This is a genomic window from Streptomyces sp. NBC_01232 (genome assembly GCF_035989885.1).
GTDB lineage: Bacteria > Actinomycetota > Actinomycetes > Streptomycetales > Streptomycetaceae > Streptomyces.
The window spans coordinates 4,185,930-4,201,856 of sequence record NZ_CP108518.1; the positions used below are offsets into that span (position 1 = coordinate 4,185,930).

At 70.0% G+C, this 15,927-nt stretch carries 16 protein-coding genes; 9 read left to right on the top strand and 7 right to left on the bottom strand.

Annotated elements, in window-relative coordinates; translation table 11 throughout:
• Positions 1-18 precede the first annotated feature (18 nt).
• Positions 19-387, top strand: a complete 369-nt coding sequence (locus OG444_RS19330) for a cyclophilin-like fold protein (RefSeq protein WP_046777616.1) — start codon at positions 19-21, stop codon at positions 385-387.
• A gap of 16 nt (positions 388-403) precedes the next feature.
• On the opposite strand, the gene hisC is transcribed toward OG444_RS19330, so the two are convergent.
• Positions 404-1,483, bottom strand: a complete 1,080-nt coding sequence (gene hisC / locus OG444_RS19335) for a histidinol-phosphate transaminase (RefSeq protein WP_327263341.1) — start codon at positions 1,481-1,483, stop codon at positions 404-406.
• Between the two features lie 361 nt (positions 1,484-1,844).
• Between hisC and OG444_RS19340 the strand changes: the two genes are divergently transcribed.
• From OG444_RS19340 to OG444_RS19350, 3 genes are all read left to right on the top strand, one after another.
• A complete protein-coding gene (locus OG444_RS19340) occupies positions 1,845-2,960 on the top strand; it encodes a LacI family DNA-binding transcriptional regulator (RefSeq protein WP_052870581.1) in 1,116 nt (371 codons plus the stop codon).
• A 263-nt stretch (positions 2,961-3,223) separates the two neighbouring features.
• On the top strand, positions 3,224-4,612 hold the full coding sequence (locus OG444_RS19345) for a metallophosphoesterase (RefSeq protein ID WP_442810569.1): 1,389 nt from the start codon (positions 3,224-3,226) through the stop codon (positions 4,610-4,612).
• A gap of 148 nt (positions 4,613-4,760) precedes the next feature.
• The gene (locus OG444_RS19350) at positions 4,761-5,579 is read left to right on the top strand and encodes a hypothetical protein (protein ID WP_327263343.1); all 819 of its coding nucleotides are present in this window, start codon (positions 4,761-4,763) and stop codon (positions 5,577-5,579) included.
• Positions 5,580-5,585: 6 nt separating this feature from the next.
• Here OG444_RS19350 and OG444_RS19355 read toward each other — a convergent pair whose 3' ends face one another.
• Positions 5,586-6,482: a hypothetical protein gene (locus OG444_RS19355; protein ID WP_327263344.1), complete on the bottom strand. Its 897-nt coding sequence runs from the start codon at positions 6,480-6,482 to the stop codon at positions 5,586-5,588.
• Positions 6,483-6,775: 293 nt separating this feature from the next.
• Here OG444_RS19355 and OG444_RS19360 point away from each other — a divergent pair, with 293 nt between their 5' ends.
• A complete protein-coding gene (locus OG444_RS19360) occupies positions 6,776-7,864 on the top strand; it encodes a tetratricopeptide repeat-containing glycosyltransferase (protein WP_327263345.1) in 1,089 nt (362 codons plus the stop codon).
• Between the two features lie 58 nt (positions 7,865-7,922).
• On the opposite strand, the gene thiC is transcribed toward OG444_RS19360, so the two are convergent.
• Positions 7,923-9,710, bottom strand: coding sequence for a phosphomethylpyrimidine synthase ThiC (gene thiC / locus OG444_RS19365; RefSeq protein ID WP_327263346.1), 1,788 nt, complete (start codon positions 9,708-9,710; stop codon positions 7,923-7,925).
• A gap of 179 nt (positions 9,711-9,889) precedes the next feature.
• Between thiC and OG444_RS19370 the strand changes: the two genes are divergently transcribed.
• A complete protein-coding gene (locus OG444_RS19370; RefSeq protein ID WP_327263347.1) occupies positions 9,890-11,377 on the top strand; it encodes a YibE/F family protein in 1,488 nt (495 codons plus the stop codon).
• Between the two features lie 15 nt (positions 11,378-11,392).
• Here the strand turns inward: OG444_RS19370 and OG444_RS19375 are convergent, their stop codons facing one another.
• From OG444_RS19375 to OG444_RS19390, 4 genes are all read right to left on the bottom strand, one after another.
• The gene (locus OG444_RS19375; RefSeq protein WP_030008369.1) at positions 11,393-11,842 is read right to left on the bottom strand and encodes an SsgA family sporulation/cell division regulator; all 450 of its coding nucleotides are present in this window, start codon (positions 11,840-11,842) and stop codon (positions 11,393-11,395) included.
• 97 nt (positions 11,843-11,939) lie between these two features.
• The gene (locus tag OG444_RS19380; protein WP_327263348.1) at positions 11,940-12,686 is read right to left on the bottom strand and encodes an IclR family transcriptional regulator; all 747 of its coding nucleotides are present in this window, start codon (positions 12,684-12,686) and stop codon (positions 11,940-11,942) included.
• A 364-nt stretch (positions 12,687-13,050) separates the two neighbouring features.
• Positions 13,051-13,269 carry a DUF5326 family protein gene (locus OG444_RS19385; RefSeq protein ID WP_327266859.1) on the bottom strand — a complete coding sequence of 73 codons (219 nt, stop codon included), beginning with the start codon at positions 13,267-13,269 and terminating at the stop codon, positions 13,051-13,053.
• A 167-nt stretch (positions 13,270-13,436) separates the two neighbouring features.
• Complete coding sequence (locus OG444_RS19390) at positions 13,437-13,754, bottom strand: cupin domain-containing protein (RefSeq protein WP_327263349.1); 318 nt, start codon at positions 13,752-13,754, stop codon at positions 13,437-13,439.
• A gap of 89 nt (positions 13,755-13,843) precedes the next feature.
• Between OG444_RS19390 and OG444_RS19395 the strand changes: the two genes are divergently transcribed.
• From OG444_RS19395 to OG444_RS19405, 3 genes are read left to right on the top strand one after another with little or no spacing between them, the layout of a single operon-like run.
• Positions 13,844-14,221 carry a phage holin family protein gene (locus tag OG444_RS19395; RefSeq protein WP_327263350.1) on the top strand — a complete coding sequence of 126 codons (378 nt, stop codon included), beginning with the start codon at positions 13,844-13,846 and terminating at the stop codon, positions 14,219-14,221.
• 11 nt (positions 14,222-14,232) lie between these two features.
• Positions 14,233-14,724 (top strand): low molecular weight protein-tyrosine-phosphatase, encoded by a 492-nt coding sequence (locus tag OG444_RS19400; RefSeq protein WP_327263351.1) that lies wholly within the window; start codon positions 14,233-14,235, stop codon positions 14,722-14,724.
• Positions 14,721-15,905, top strand: a complete 1,185-nt coding sequence (locus OG444_RS19405; RefSeq protein WP_327263352.1) for a cystathionine gamma-lyase — start codon at positions 14,721-14,723, stop codon at positions 15,903-15,905. Before OG444_RS19400 ends, OG444_RS19405 begins: the two co-directional genes overlap by 4 nt.
• Positions 15,906-15,927: the final 22 nt, after the last annotated feature.

The following is a 15,927-nucleotide window of genomic DNA, read 5'->3' on the forward strand; positions in this document are numbered from 1 at the left end:
GATTGTTGAATCAGGCTCATGCAGATTCGAATCTCCTGGCCTGCGGGCCAGCTCACCGCAACCCTCGACGAGACCCCGACCAGCAAGGCGCTGGCCGAGGCCCTTCCGATCTCCGCCTCCGCGAATACGTGGGGCGAGGAGGTCTACTTCGACACGGGCGTCTCCGTCGCCCTGGAGGACGACGCCCGGCAGGTCGTCGAGCCCGGCACGGTCGCGTTCTGGACCGAGGGCGACGCCCTCGCACTGCCCTACGGCCCCACGCCGATCTCGCGCGGAGGCGAGAGCCGCCTCGCGAGCCCGTGCAACGTGCTCGGCTCGTTCGACGGCGACCCCCGCCTGCTCTCCACCGTCCGCGACGGCGATCCCGTCCGCGTGGAGCTCGCCTGAGCGAGCCCCGGCACCTCTAGAGCCCCTTGAAGAACGCCTCGGCCGTGTGCAGGAAGAGGTCGTTCGCCTCGGTTTCACCGATCGTGACCCGCAGGCCCTCGCCCGCGAAGGGCCGGACCACCACACCGGCCTTGTCGCAGGCCTCCGCGAACTCGACGGTCCGCTCCCCCAGCCGCAGCCACACGAAGTTCGCCTGCGTGTCCGGGACGGTCCAGCCCTGCGCGACCAGCGTCTCGTGGACCCGGGTGCGCTCGCTCACCAGCGCCCCGACACGGCCCATCAGCTCGTCCTCGGCGCGCAGCGAGGCCACCGCCGCGTCCTGCGCCAGCTGGCTGACGCCGAAGGGCACGGCCGTCTTGCGCAGCGCCGCCGCCACCGGCTCGTGCGCCACCGCGAAGCCGACCCGCAGGCCGGCGAGCCCGTACGCCTTGGAGAACGTACGCAGCACGGCGACGTTGGGGCGGTCGCGGTAGAGCTCGATGCCGTCCGGCACGTCCGCATCGCGCACGAACTCGCGGTACGCCTCGTCCAGGACGACCAGGATGTCCGAGGGCACCCGGTCCAGGAAGCGCTCCAGCTCGGCGCGGCGCACGGCCGTGCCGGTGGGGTTGTTCGGGTTGCAGACGAAAATCAGCCGGGTCCGGTCGGTGATCGCCGCGGCCATCGCGTCCAGGTCGTGCACATCGCCGTCGGTCAGCGGGACCTGCACCGAGGTCGCACCCGAGATCTGCGTGAGGATCGGGTACGCCTCGAAGGACCGCCAGGCGTAGATCACCTCGTCGCCCGGGCCCGCCGCCGACTGGATCAGCGACTGGGCCACACCGACCGAGCCGGTGCCCGTGGCGATGTGCTCGACCGGCACGCCGAAGCGCTCGGCGAGCTCGTTCACCAGGCCGGTGCAGGCCATGTCGGGGTACCGGTTGAAGTTCCCGGCCGCCGCGACGGCGGTCTCCAGCACGCCCGAGAGCGGCGGGTACGGGTTCTCGTTCGAGGACAGCTTGTACGCGACAGGCCCTCCCGCGGCAGCCGGCTTGCCGGGCTTGTATGTCGGAATGCCGTCCAGCTCGGCGCGCAGCTTCGGGCTCTTCTCGCTCACCGCAGGTCCTCCTCGACCGTCCCGTACGACGTCGCCGTCGACTCAATACTGCTCACCTTATGAGGATTCCGCCGTTCCGAGAATGGGGGCGCCAGGAATGCGGGGGAGCGCGCGCATATATGCGCGCGCCGGTGGCCTGCGCCGTGGCGCGCATCCCTCGTGCAGGTGAGTTGAGACCGGCCCGAGATCGCATCGTTTTGGCATGCCCGGACCCGACGACAAGCCCCACACTCACCCTGAGCGACCAAATGCCTTCGTTTCCAAGGTCATTGGGGGTGGCGAACCATGCAGAAACGTGCCTGTCAACGGGTGCATATGCACCCGGACCACCCTCCCCACCGAGCCCTACTATCGGCTCGCCATGACAGCAGCAGGGAAGCATCAGGTGAGCCGGACCGAGACCACCCGGCGGGCCGCCGGCCGACAGGGCCGGGCCGGCATCAGGGACGTGGCCGCCGCGGCGGGCGTCTCCATCACAACCGTCTCCGACGCGCTCAATGGCAAGGGACGGCTGCCCGACGCCACCCGCCGCCACGTTCGCGAGGTCGCCGACCGGCTGGGCTACCGCCCGTCGGCCGCCGCCCGCACCCTCCGTACCGGCAAGTCCGGCCTCATCGGCCTGACCGTGACGACGTACGGGGATGAACCTTTCACCTTCACCGAATTCGCCTACTTCGCCGAGATGGCCAGGGCCGCGACCTCGGCCGCGCTCGCCCGCGGCTACGCCCTCGTCATCCTCCCCGCCACCTCCCGCCACGACGTGTGGTCCAACGTCGCCCTCGACGGCACCGTCGTCATCGACCCCTCCGACCACGATCCCGTCGTCACCGAACTGGTCCGCCAAGGTCTGCCCGTGGTCTCCGACGGCCGCCCCGCAGGCTCCCTCCCCGTCACCGCCTGGGTCGACAACGACCACGAGGCCGCCGTACTCGGCCTGCTCGACCACCTCGCCGCCGCCGGAGCCCGCCGGATCGGGCTGCTGACCGGCACCACCACCGACACCTACACCCGGCTCTCCACCACCGCCTACCTCAACTGGTGCGAGCGCGTCGGCCAGGACCCCGTCTACGAGTCCTACCCCGCGCACGACCCGTGCGCGGGCGCCGTCGCCGCCGACCGGCTCCTCGCCCGTCCCGACCGGCCCGACGCGGTCTACGGGCTGTTCGACCCCAACGGCACCGACCTGCTGGCCGCCGCCCGGCGCTACGGCCTGCGCGTCCCCGAGGACCTGCTGCTCGTGTGCTGCAGCGAGTCCACCGTCTACGCCAACACCGAACCGCCCATCACCACCCTGTCCCTCAAACCGCGCCGCATCGGCACCGCCGTCGTACAGCTCCTCATCGACGCCATCGAGGGAGTGAACACCGGGCGACCCGTCGAACAGGTCGTCCCGACCGAACTCATCATCCGTACCTCGTCGCAGCGCAGGCAGCCCCGCACGACCGTCAGCCCGCCCCGGTCCCCGGCACAGGACTGACCGACAGACCGTCCGGTCGGCCTGCCGAGAGGCCGACCGGGGACCGTCCGACCACCGATCAAGGACCGGCCGACGATTTCTGCAACACCGATATCGGTAGAAAGCGGTAGGAACGATCGGCTCCGCACAGGATTCACCACCCCTGGTGCGTCACAGAGCGCGAGCCGCATTCCTATGATGGGCGCACGACATCACGGACCCTCCTCCCCGGAGGTCAGGAGGGTCCGCAGGTGTACGGCAGCGCGACGGTGGTGGAGGGGTCGATGACTCAGGGGGCCGGTCAGGGACCCGCGATGCGGACGGACACGCTGCGGGACTTCCGGGTTCCAGTCACCGAACCCGCCGCGTACGCCGCTGCCACCGGGCTGCCCGGCGAGACCCCGGTGTACGGCGAGTACCCGGCGTACTACGAGGACGGCAGGGCGACCGTGCCTCAGCAGCCGGGCTACCCGCCGCACCCGGCCGCGCCGCAGGTGCCCGCGCACCACGTGCCCGCGCCGCAGCCTCCTGCGCCGCCGGCTCCCGCGCAGCAGCCTCCTGCGCCGCACCCGGCCGCGCTGCCGGCCCCGTACGCGGACACACGTGTCCCGGACGCGCGTATCCCGGACGCTCGTGTCCCGGACGCTCGTGTCCCGGACGCGCGTCCCGCCGTGCGCCACGACGTCGAGCCCGTGCACGCGACGTCCCAGGAACCGGACGAGGACGGCGACCCCGAGGGCTACACCCCGACCTACCGGGACCTTCCCGTGATCGGCCGCGGCGGCCCCGGCGACACCGTCCAGGTCCAGTACGTGCCCCAGGAGCACGACCAGGACCAGGCCGCCGGTCCCGGACCCCTCTACGTCGTCGGCGACGTCCACGGCTACCTCGACGAGCTCGTCACCGAGCTCCACGCCCAGGGTCTGATCGACACCGAGCGCCGCTGGTCCGCCGGCAACGCCCGGCTCTGGTTCCTCGGCGACTTCACCGACCGCGGCCCCGACGGCATCGGCGTCATCGACCTCGTCATGCGGCTGTCCGCCGAGGCCGCCGCCGCCGGCGGCTACTGCAAGGCCCTGATGGGCAACCACGAGCTGCTGCTCATCGGCGCCAAGCGGTTCGGCGACACCCCCGTCGTCTCCGGCGCCGGCACCGCCACCTTCCAGGCCGCCTGGCTCCTCAACGGCGGCCAGCGCACCGACATGGAGCGCCTGCAGGACGTCCACCTGCAGTGGATGTCCCGTCTGGACGCGGCCGTCCTGGAGGAGGGCCACCTGCTGCTGCACTCCGACACCACGGCCTACCTCGACTACGGCGACTCCATCGAGGACGTCAACGACACCATCCACGAGCTGCTCAACCGCGGCGACGCCGACATCACCTGGGACCTCTTCCGCAAGTTCACCAAGCGGTTCGCCTTCCGCGACGAGGGAACGGGCCCGGCGGCCGTACGCGAACTCCTCGACACCTACGGCGGCAGCCGCGTCGTGCACGGGCACAGCCCCATCCCGTACCTGCTCGGCGAAGTGGGCACCGAGGACGGCGACGAGTCGCGCGGCCCCGAGGCCGTGGACGGTCCGCACGTGTACGCGGAAGGGCTCGCCATCGCGATGGACGGCGGCGTGACGATGGCAGGAAAACTGCTTGTCGTACAACTGCCCCTGAGCGACTGAGAGCTTACGGAGCGGGGTATTTCCGGAAAGCCCCTGTCACGGCGTGGCGTGGGCGCTCTACCATCGCTCTATCCGTAGCAGGCTCTCCTCCGTTTGTGCCGGCGCCCGGGTCTACGCGGGCAAACCGGCTTCTACGGAGCATCGGGGGATGCACATGACCAGCGCTCCGCACCTGCTGACCGAAGACCGACCGGAGTTCGATCGGCTCGTCGACGAGGCCCTGCGCGCCGCGCACGAGCGGCCCGAACTCGCCACGCTCGGCGAACGGCTGAACGCCGAACAGCTGCGCACCATGGCCCAGGGCGCCAGCGCCCTGCTGGCGGCCGCGGCAGCCGCCGAGTACGGCCACTACGTGAAGGTCCGGGGGGAACGGCGCGACGAGGCCCTGACGGCGCCCGGCACGACGGGCGACGAGGACGACGGACAGGGCAGCGGCGGTGGCGCGGGCGTCAGCGCCGTGGTCGCGGTCCTCGCGCCGGTCCTGGCGGGCACCGCGATGCTGATCTTCCTGCTCGTGGGTTACATCCTGAAGATGATCGAGCCCGAACCGGCCTTCGCGGAAACGATGCTGACGGCAGGTTGGCTCTTCGGCGGCCTCACCGCGGTGGCCCTGCTCTTCGCCGTGATCGGGCTGCTGGTGACGGCCGTCCGCAACAGCGCGACCGAGGTGGGGGCGGACGAGACCGAGGCGGTGCCGGACGAGGTCGCACGGGCCCGCGAGGCCTGGCGGCACGCGCTGCTGGAACGCGGCATCATGCCGTTCCTGCGGGACGCGCTGGCCGATCCGAGCGCGGGGCCGGGCTTCCCCACCCCCCGCACGCCGGCGGCCGGCCGCATCCCCAACCTGGGATACAGCCGGCCGGACTTCACCAGTCCGGGATCCCCGTCGGAGGGACCCCGGCCCGGCTACACACCTCCGGACTTCACCAGCCCGGACTTCGGCGGCCCGGAGAACCGGCCGGAGTGATCTTCCCTAGGGAAGGTGGTTCGGCGGGGCTCCACGCATGAGGTCTCCCTTGAACGCCTTCCCCCTGAGGACCCCAGGAACGGGGGCGGTCAGTGCGGTCCACCCTTCGTCCCAGATGAAGTTGGTGCCGTTGGTGTCTCCGTGCGTCTGGTAGACGTTGCCGTCGGTGGTCAGCACCCTGACGTAGGAGTCGTTGCCCTGGTCGATGATTGAGATACCGCACGCCGTACCGAAGGGATATCCCGGGTTGTCGGCGTTCGTGAGGTCAGTCCAAGCGATGTTCCCTCCTGTCGTGCTCGAACGACCGGCGTAGGCAAGGCCGCCCGTGAGCGCGGCGCTGAACGACTCCGAGTTCGACGGCGCGTAGCTGTCGATGTCGCTGCAGGGCCCGGTAGCTCCCGTCGCACCGGTCGCGCCCGTCGCACCGTCGGCGCCGTCCGTACCCGTCGCACCCGTGGCACCCGTCGCACCGTCGGCGCCGTCCGTACCCGTCGCGCCCGTCGCACCGTCGGCGCCGTCCGTACCCGTCGCGCCCGTCGCGCCGGTCGCACCGTCGGCGCCGTCCTGGCCCGGCTCACCCTGCGGGCCCCTGGGACCCGTCGGGCCGGTCGGGCCCGTCGGACCCCGCTTGCCGCACTCGTCACCGCCGCCGCCCCGCGGGCCGGCCTGCTCGTCTCTCACATCGTGATTCGGCTTCCTGTGCAGCTCACACCTGTCCCCGCCGCCCGTGGGACTTGCTGCCCTGACCGTCTTGGCCGCCTGCATGTTCGTCGCCGTGGCGAAGGCGGGGCTGGCGATGCCCACCACCACCAGGGCCAACGACGTGAGGGCGCCGCCGGCCATCCAGCTGCTGCGCCTGGGCAGCGGACCAAGAGTTGACCTGGTCCTGTTCTCGGGGCTCATATTTGCCGCTCCTTCTCGAAACCGGATCGAACGATGTGCGATGGGGCCGGAATGGCCACCTCGGTCATCGTGCGGACCGCGGTCGTCGACGGTCGGCCGCCGCGCGAGTAAGTCCACTTATCGGACTAGCAAATGAGTCTCTGTTGGCTGCGCCTGCAGTAACGCACACGGCGCTGCCCCGCCCTTGCGGTCGAGCTTCCTTGCACGGCAATACCCGGGTACTTACCGTCGGCTCTCGGTCATCTTCATCACCAGAGTGGATGGGACCCTTGAAAGCAAAAGTCTGCCTGAACATGATCGTCAAAAATGAGGCTCCGGTGATCCGGCGCTGTCTCGAATCGGTACGCCCGCTGATCGACACCTGGGTGATCGTGGACACGGGCTCGACGGACGGCACCCAGGAGATCATCCGGGAATTCCTCGGCGATCTGCCCGGCGTGCTGCACGAGCGGCCGTGGCGGGGATTCGGCGCCAGCCGCACCGAGGCGATCGAGCTCGCCCGCACTCACGCGGACTACCTGCTGTTCCTCGACGCCGATGACCTGATGGAGGTACAGCCCGGCTTCCGCATGCCGGAGCTCACCCTGGACGCGTACCGCCTCGCGGTGCACCACCGCCCCGTCGTCCACTGGCGTCCCGCCCTGGTCTCCACCCGCCTGCCCTGGACCTACGTGGGCGTGCTCCACGAGTACCTGCACTGCGAAGCCGGGTACAGCAGCGAGGTCCTCGAAGGCGCCAGCATCCTCATCGTCGGCGGCGGGGCGCGCGGCCGGGAGGGGAGCGAGCAGGAGAAGTACCGGCGCGACGCGGAGATCCTCGAACAGGGTCTGCTCGACGAGCCGGACAACGCCCGCTACGCGTTCTACCTGGCCCAGAGCTGGCGCGACGCGGGAGAAGCGGAGAAGTCTCTCGCCGCCTACGACCTGAGGGCGGGCATGGGCGGTTTCGCCGAGGAGGCCTACTGCGCGCAGCTCTACGCGGCCCGGCTGGCGGCGCGCCTCGAACGGCCGGCGGCCGAGGTCATGGACCGCTACCTCCGCGCGCACGAGAGCCGCCCCACGCGGGCCGAAGCGCTCGGCGACCTCGCCCGCGTGTGCCGCGTCGAGAGCCGCTGGCCACTGGCGTACGTGTTCGCCCGGCAGGCGGTGCGGATCCCGCGTCCCGACGACATCCTCTTCGTCGAGCCCGACTGGTACGCGTGGCGCGCGCTCGACGAGCTGGCCGTGGCCGCGTACTGGACCGGCGCCTACCAGGAGTCGCTGGAATGCAGCGAGCGCCTCCTCCAGGAGGGCAGGCTCCCCGAGGACCAGCACGCCCGCATCCGCGGCAACCTCGACTTCGCCCGCCGCAAGCTGGACCCGCAGTACCAGGTGGTCGCCTGACGGCGAGGGCCCGCGACTCCCCCCATAGGGTCGCGGGTCCTCACCATCGGCCGTTGCGTCAGTCGGCCAGCGGCAGGTAGACGCGGTTGCCCGAGGCCGCGAACTCGGCGGACTTCTCCGCCATGCCGGCCTGGATCTCGTCCGCCTTCAGGTCGCCGCCGTGCTCACGGCGGATGTCCTGCGAGATCTTCATCGAACAGAACTTCGGACCGCACATGGAGCAGAAGTGCGCGGTCTTGGCCGGCTCGGCCGGGAGGGTCTCGTCGTGGAACTCGCGGGCCGTGTCCGGGTCGAGGGCCAGGTTGAACTGGTCCTCCCAGCGGAACTCGAACCGCGCGTCCGACAGGGCGTCGTCCCACTCCTGGGCGCCCGGGTGCCCCTTGGCCAGGTCCGCGGCGTGCGCCGCGATCTTGTAGGTGATGACGCCGGTCTTGACGTCGTCACGGTTGGGCAGGCCCAGGTGCTCCTTGGGCGTGACGTAGCAGAGCATCGCGGTGCCCCACCAGGCGATCATCGCGGCGCCGATGCCCGAGGTGATGTGGTCGTAGGCGGGCGCGACGTCCGTGGTCAGCGGGCCGAGCGTGTAGAACGGCGCCTCCTCGCAGATCTCCTGCTGGAGGTCGATGTTCTCCTTGATCTTGTGCATCGGGACATGGCCCGGGCCCTCGATCATCGTCTGGACGTTGTGGCGCTTGGCGATGGTGTTCAGCTCGCCCAGCGTCTTCAGCTCGGCGAACTGGGCCGCGTCGTTGGCGTCCGCGATCGAGCCGGGGCGCAGTCCGTCACCGAGGGAGTACGTGACGTCGTACGTCGCGAGGATGTCGCAGAGCTCCTCGAAGTTCGTGTAGAGGAAGTTCTCCTTGTGGTGCGCCAGGCACCACGCGGCCATGATCGAGCCACCGCGCGAGACGATGCCGGTCTTGCGGCGGGCGGTCAGCGGCACGTACGGCAGCAGCACGCCGGCGTGGACCGTCATGTAGTCGACGCCCTGCTCGGCCTGCTCGATGACCGTGTCCTTGTAGATCTCCCAGGTCAGGTCCTCGGCGCGGCCGTCGACCTTCTCGAGCGCCTGGTAGAGCGGCACGGTGCCGATCGGGACGGGAGAGTTGCGCAGCACCCACTCGCGGGTGGTGTGGATGTTGCGGCCGGTGGAGAGGTCCATGACCGTGTCGGCGCCCCACTTGGTCGCCCAGGTCATCTTGTCGACCTCCTCCTCGATGGAGGAGGTGACCGCGGAGTTGCCGATGTTGGCGTTGACCTTCACCAGGAACCGCTTGCCGATGATCATCGGCTCGATCTCGGCGTGGTTCACGTTCGCCGGAAGCACGGCGCGACCTGCGGCGATCTCCTCGCGGACGACCTCGGGGGAGACGTTCTCGCGGATCGCGACGTACTCCATCTCCGGGGTGATCTCACCGCGGCGGGCGTACGCGAGCTGCGTGACGGCGGCGCCGCCACGGCCGCGGCGGGGCTGCCGAGGGCGGCCCGGGAAGACCGCGTCGAGGTTCTTGAGGCCACCGCGCGGCGAGGTGTGCTTGATGCCGTCGTCCTCGGGGCGCGCGGGGCGGCCCGCGTACTCCTCGGTGTCACCGCGGCTGATGATCCAGTTCTCGCGCAGCGGCGCGAGGCCGCGGCGGACGTCGGTCTCGATCTGCGGGTCGGTGTACGGGCCGGACGTGTCGTAGAGCGTCACGTCCTTGCCGTTGGTGAGGTGGACCTGGCGGACCGGCACCCGGAGGTCGGGCCGGGAGCCCGCCAGGTATCCCTTGTGCCAGCCGGGCTGGCGCTCGGTCTGGCCGTCGGCGTCCTGGCTGACGGCAGGCGTGCGTGCGTCCTGAATGGTCATGAGACCTGATCTCCCTACGCCGGCATTACCCGGTAACAGGTTCGGCGGTCGACGCAGCCTCTTCCCGTACGCATCCGTGATGCTCGTACGGTGATCAGCGTCCTCTCAGCCCGGTGCTCCGAGCTCCCGCGTTGTGCAAAGGTGCCCCCACGCTAGCGTCATCCATGGCGTGCTGAACAGTGGGCCCCCTCATCTCTTGCGATGATCTGCTGGTGACGCCCTCGCCGCAGCCCCCCACCGAGCCCACAGAGACCCAAGGCCACAACGGCCACGAGCACGCGAGTCCCGGGGAGTTCACCGGGCACCCGTCAGTGCCCTCCGCCGGTCGCTCCGACGCGCGTTCCCCGGAGCATTCCCACGGGCACGGGCACGGGCACAGCCACAGCCACGGGCCGGCCGCCCCCGTCTCGAAGCACCTGCGCAAGGTCATCGCCGCCGTACTGATCCCCTTCGCCGCCGCCGTCTTCATCGGCATGGCAGTGCTCTGGCCCGGCGGCGCCCCCGGCCACGAGCGCACGGGGGTGGGCTTCGACCGGCAGACCCAGCAGGGCGTGGTCACCTCGCTCGAACAGGTCGACTGCAAATCCGTGAACGCCTCCCAGGTGCCGACGACCGCGGCTCCCTCCACCCCCGAGGGCCGGCAGGCGCAGGCCGAGCAGACCGGCGAGTGCAAGAAGGCCACCGTCGAGGTCACCAGCGGCCCGGACAAGGGCCGCACCTTCGTGGAGATCGTCCAGCCGGGCGCGCCGAGGCAGTTGGAGGACGGCCAGGAGGTGGTGGTGGCGTACGCACCGGACGCCCCGCGCGACCTCCAGTACTCGGTGATCGACGTGAACCGCAAACTCCCCATGGCGCTGCTGGCCGGCATCTTCGCGCTGGCGGTCGTCGTCGTCGGGCGGATGCGCGGGCTGTTCGCGCTGATCGCGCTGGCGGTCAGCTTCGGCGTGCTGACCCTCTTCATCCTCCCGGCCATCCTGCAGGGTTCGAACCCGCTGGTCGTCGCGGTGATCGGGGCGAGCGCGATCATGCTGATCGCGCTCTACATGTGCCACGGGCTGACGGCCCGCACGTCGGTCGCCGTGCTCGGCACGCTCGTCTCGCTGCTGCTGATCGGGCTGCTGGGCTCGGGCTTCATCGACTGGGCGTTCCTCAGTGGCAACACCGATGACAACACCGGGCTGATCCACGGGCTGTACCCGGACATCGACATGAGCGGTTTGCTGCTCGCAGGCGTGATCATCGGATCGCTGGGCGTCCTCGACGACGTGACGGTGACCCAGACCTCCGCGGTGTGGGAACTACGCCAGGCGGACCCCTCGATGGGGCCACGAGCCCTCTACCGGGCGGCCATCAGGATCGGCCGCGATCACATCGCGTCGGTGGTCAACACCCTGGTGCTGGCTTACGCGGGTGCCGCACTGCCCCTGCTCCTGCTGTTCTCGATCGCGAACAGCAGCATGGGTTCGGTGGCCAACAGCGAGCTGGTGGCGGAGGAGATCGTACGGACCCTCGTGGGCTCGATCGGCCTGGTGGCCTCGGTCCCCGTGACAACGGCACTGGCCGCACTGGTGGTTTCCGCCGACCGACCGGGATCCCCGGCCGGCGGCCCGGCCGTCAGTCCGGCCGCCGGGCCGGTCCGCGGCCGGGGCCGGCGACGCAAGCGCTGAAGGGAGTGCGGTCGGTCAGCCGGCGTTCTGCTCGTTCTGCTGCGATTCGGCGAGGATCTTGCCGAGGGCCTCGTCGAGGTTCTCCTCGAAGTCGCCCAGGTTGCGCTCCTGTCCGAGCGGAACGATCCGGTCGGTGCGGTCGAGGAACGCGACGAGCGGCGCCGCGCTGGCCCGGAACAGGGCACGGTCGCCCCCGACCTGGAGCCTGATGTGGACGTCGGACAGATCCTCGGGGTGGGTGGGGGCGATGTGCACATCGCCGTCACCGCATGGCTTGTTGATGCCGTCGAGGAGGAGTTCCCGGCCGAACGCCCAGGTCACGGGCGCATCTCCGGGAAGGTGAAAGGTCAGGCGGACTGCGTAGGGGTCGCGTGCGTCGTACCGGAGTTCCACCGGAATCCGGAACGAGAGCTCCTCGGAAACGAGGAAGCTCATCATGACCTCTGCCTGTACCGACTCGCGCATTGACTACCCCGCTGTAGTTGAAGTGGCCAGGAATGATCCCCCAGGACCCACTTGACAAGAGTGGTGGAAGCGGTAGCAGATCACAAGGAGTGAGTTTTCAGATACTGATAGAGAACGAGAGGGTGCTCAACAGCGCGCCTACTTCACTCCGTAGTCGATTGACTACATAGAGCAATCGATCTTCCTGGTGCAGGGGTAGAGAAATAGCCATCGTTGCGGCCGCATCACCGGCCGTAATGGGGATGGCGGCACAGACGGTGCCAAGGGCATATTCCTGGCGTTCGATCACAGGCTGCATTCGCCCGAGGGCCCCGATCCGGTTTTCCAGGGACCGCAGATCCCGGACGGTATAAGGGGTGATGGCCCCGACCGGATGACGGTCGTAGTACTCCTTGCGCGTCTTCTCGTCGAGCTGTCCGAGCAGGCACTGCCCGATGGCGTGCGCATGACCCGTCTCACGGAAGTCGGCCCACTCCTCGCAGGCCGGACTGGCCGGAGTGTCCGAGACACCCACGACCTCGATCTCACCCTCGCGGTAGACCGCGAAGTAGACGGGGGCACCGACCGTGTCGCGGAAGTGCGCGAGCGAGTCGAGGATCATGCTGCGACGTTTCTGCTGGAGTCCCCCGGCCGCGAGCCGCTCCGCGGCCTCGCCCAGTACGAAGACTCCGCTCACTCTGCGCAGATAGCCCTCGTGCGTCAGGGTGCGCAGCAGGTGGTACGCGGTGGGAAGCGGGAGCCCGGCCTCGCGGGCCAGCTGTTTCGCCGGAGCTCCCCCGCTATGGGACCCCGCCGCTTCGAGCAGCCTCAACGCGCGCTGCACCGAACCGATCAGAGTCGGCACACCGGCATTGTGAACCGGAGACAAAGCTCACCCCCAGGCGTGGCGGCGGGTCTTTGGGCAAGCCCGCCCTGCGGGGGCCGCCCCCGCGCGCGCCGTGGCTCCTGGGGGTCGTACTCGGCAACTCGTTTGGATCGCCGCTGGTCAGGGCGGCAGGTCGGAGCGGCGGTACCGGCTTTCGGTGCCCAGGGAACGGCACAGATTGCCACTCTATCCACCGATTCCGGGGAGGTGAGCCGTTTAGCGGGTCATGTTCCCTCACCTGGCGCAATCCCGGACCCGCCCGGGCCTGCCCGGTTCGGACCCGACCGGACCGACCGGACCGACCGGTCCGGCCCAGACCCGCCCGCTCCTGCCCACCTCTCGTCTACCAATCGGTGGAGGAGGACTTCGAACCGCCGCCGCTGAACTTCTTCACGACGAAGATCAGGCCGCCGACGAGGCCGACGAAGAGCAGCAGCTTGAAGACGAACCCGATCAGCGCGCCCAGGATGCTGGTGATCACACCACCGAAGACGAAGAGCGCCAGCAGCGGCACCGCGACCCACTTAACCCACCAGGGCATGCCTGCGAATATCTGTCGGATGCCGTCCATGTCCTCGACCTCTTCCTCGTCCGTGACTTCCTGCTCCCGATGCTAGGAGTCCAAGGCCGCCGATCGGGGCCCGCGAGCCCCCCAAGTCCCCTGATCCGTCCCTTAGGGGGATCAGGGCCGCGACCCTCATCCGCCGCGGCCCTCATCCGCCGCGCCGCTCAGCCCTCCGGCGGCGAGAAGACCACCATCACCTTCAGGTCCTCGGTGATGTGGTGGAACTTGTGCGGGACCCCCGCCGGCACGTAGACGACGCTGCCGCGCGCCACGGTCGTCGTCTCCTCCCCGACCGTGATCGAGGCCCGCCCGCTGACGACGAAGTACACCTCGTCCTGCCGGTGCGGGAGCTGAGGATCGATCTGTCCGGCGTCGAGCGCATACAGCCCGACCGACATGTTCCGCTCGCGCAGGAACTGCAGATAGGCGCCGTCATTCGCGGCCCGCTCAGCTTCGAGCTCGTCAAGCCGGAAGGCTTTCATCGTGGTTGCGCCCCTTGTGCTCGATCGTTCCGTCGCATCCGCTGATCTGCGGATGTCCCACCGGGATCTTCTCTGCCACGATCAGACACATGACGAATTTCGTAGTCAAGACGCTCGCCAATGCGGCGGCCCTGGCGGTCGCCGTCCTGCTTCCGGGTATCACCCTTGACGACGGCAGCAGCCTGGGCCGCCGCACGCTCACCCTGATCCTGGTCGCGCTGGTCTTCGGCCTGGTCAACTTGCTCGTCAAGCCGGTGGTGAAGCTGCTCTCGCTGCCGCTTTTCATTCTCACCCTCGGCCTGTTCACCCTCGTCGTGAATGCCTTGATGCTGCTGCTGACCTCCTGGCTGGCCACACAGCTCGATCTCAGTTTCCACGTCAACAACTTCTGGACCGCGCTCATCGGCGGCCTGATCATCTCCGTCGTCTCCTGGGCCGTGAACATGCTCCTGCCCGACAAGAACTGAACGGGCCGGCCATGTACCGCGTCTGCTTCGTCTGCACGGGCAACATCTGCCGCTCCCCGATGGCCGAGGCTGTCTTCCGCTCCCACGTGACGGCTGCCGGGCTCGACGCGCTGGTCGAGGTGGACAGCGCCGGGACGGGCGGCTGGCACGAGGGGGACGGCGCCGACCCGCGCACCATCGCCGTCCTGGAGGCGGCCGGCTACGAACAGGACCACCGCGCCCGCCGGTTCCGCTCCTCCTGGTTCGCCCGCGTGGACCTCGTCATCGCGCTCGACGCCGGGCACCTGCGGGACCTCCGGGCACTCGCACCCACTCCGCAGGACGCCGCCAGGATCCGGCTGCTGCGGTCCTACGATCCGGCCGCCACGGCCGAACAGACCGACGTACCGGATCCCTACTACGGGCCGCTCGACGGGTTCGAGGAGTGCCTGGAGCTGGTCGAGGCGGCGAGCCCCGGCCTGCTGGAAGCCGTACGCGAAGCCATCAAGGAGCGCACCACGTGAACGAGTACGCCCCCCGGGGGACCGGACCTGCCGACCTCGCCCCGGCCGCCCAGGCCCCGTTCGGTGACGGCACCCGGGCCGTCCGGGCCGGACTGCCGGATCCCGTCAAGAACGAGCCGCCCCTTCCCGGACCGGTCTTCGCCGCCCACTTCCACCTCCCGGGCGACGTCGAGGGCCCGTACGCGTACGGCCGGGACACCAACCCCACCTGGACCCTGCTGGAGCGGGCCATCGGGGAACTGGAGGCCCCCGGCGAGGACGTGCACACCATCGTCTTCGCCTCCGGCATGGCGGCGGTCTCCGCCGTCCTGCTCTCCCACGCGCACACGGGCGACACCGTGGTCCTGCCCGACGACGGCTACCAGGCGCTGCCCCTGCTACGGGAGCAGCTGGAGGCGTACGGCATCCACGTGCGCACCGCGCCGACCGGCCACGACGCCCAGCTCGCGGTCCTGGACGGCGCCCGGCTGCTGTGGATCGAGACCCCGTCCAATCCCGGGCTCGACGTGTGCGACGTACGCCGCCTCGTGGACGCGGCGCACGCCGGCGGGACCCTGGTGGCCGTCGACAACACCCTGGCCACCCCGCTCGGGCAGCGGCCCCTGGAGCTGGGCGCGGACTTCTCGGTGGCGAGCGGTACCAAGGGCCTGACCGGCCACGGGGACGTCCTGCTCGGATACGTCGTCTGCCGCGACCCGGAGCTCGCCGCCCGCGTCCGCCGTTGGCGCAAGATCGTCGGCGCGATCCCGGGCCCCATGGAGGCCTGGCTCGCCCACCGCTCCCTCGCCACGATCCAGCTGCGCGCGCAGCGCCAGTGGGCCAACGCACTGGCCGTGGCCGAGGCGCTGACGCACCGGACCGACGTGCGCGGCCTGCGCTACCCGGGTCTGGCCACGGACCCCTCCCACAAGACGGCCGCCCTGCAGATGCGGGGCTTCGGGTCGGTGGTCGCCTTCACCCTGCCCGACCGCGCTCACGCGGAGCGGTTCATGGCCGCGCTGCACCTGGTGGAGGACGCCACGAGTTTCGGCGGCGTACGGTCCACCGCCGAGCGGCGCGGACGGTGGGGCGGCGACGCCGTGCCGGAGGGGTTCATCCGCTTCTCCGCCGGGGCAGAGGACACCGAGGACCTGGTCGCGGACGTGCTGCGCGCCCTCGACCACGCGGGTGCCGAGCGCTGAACCGGGGCGGCTTTCCCCCGTG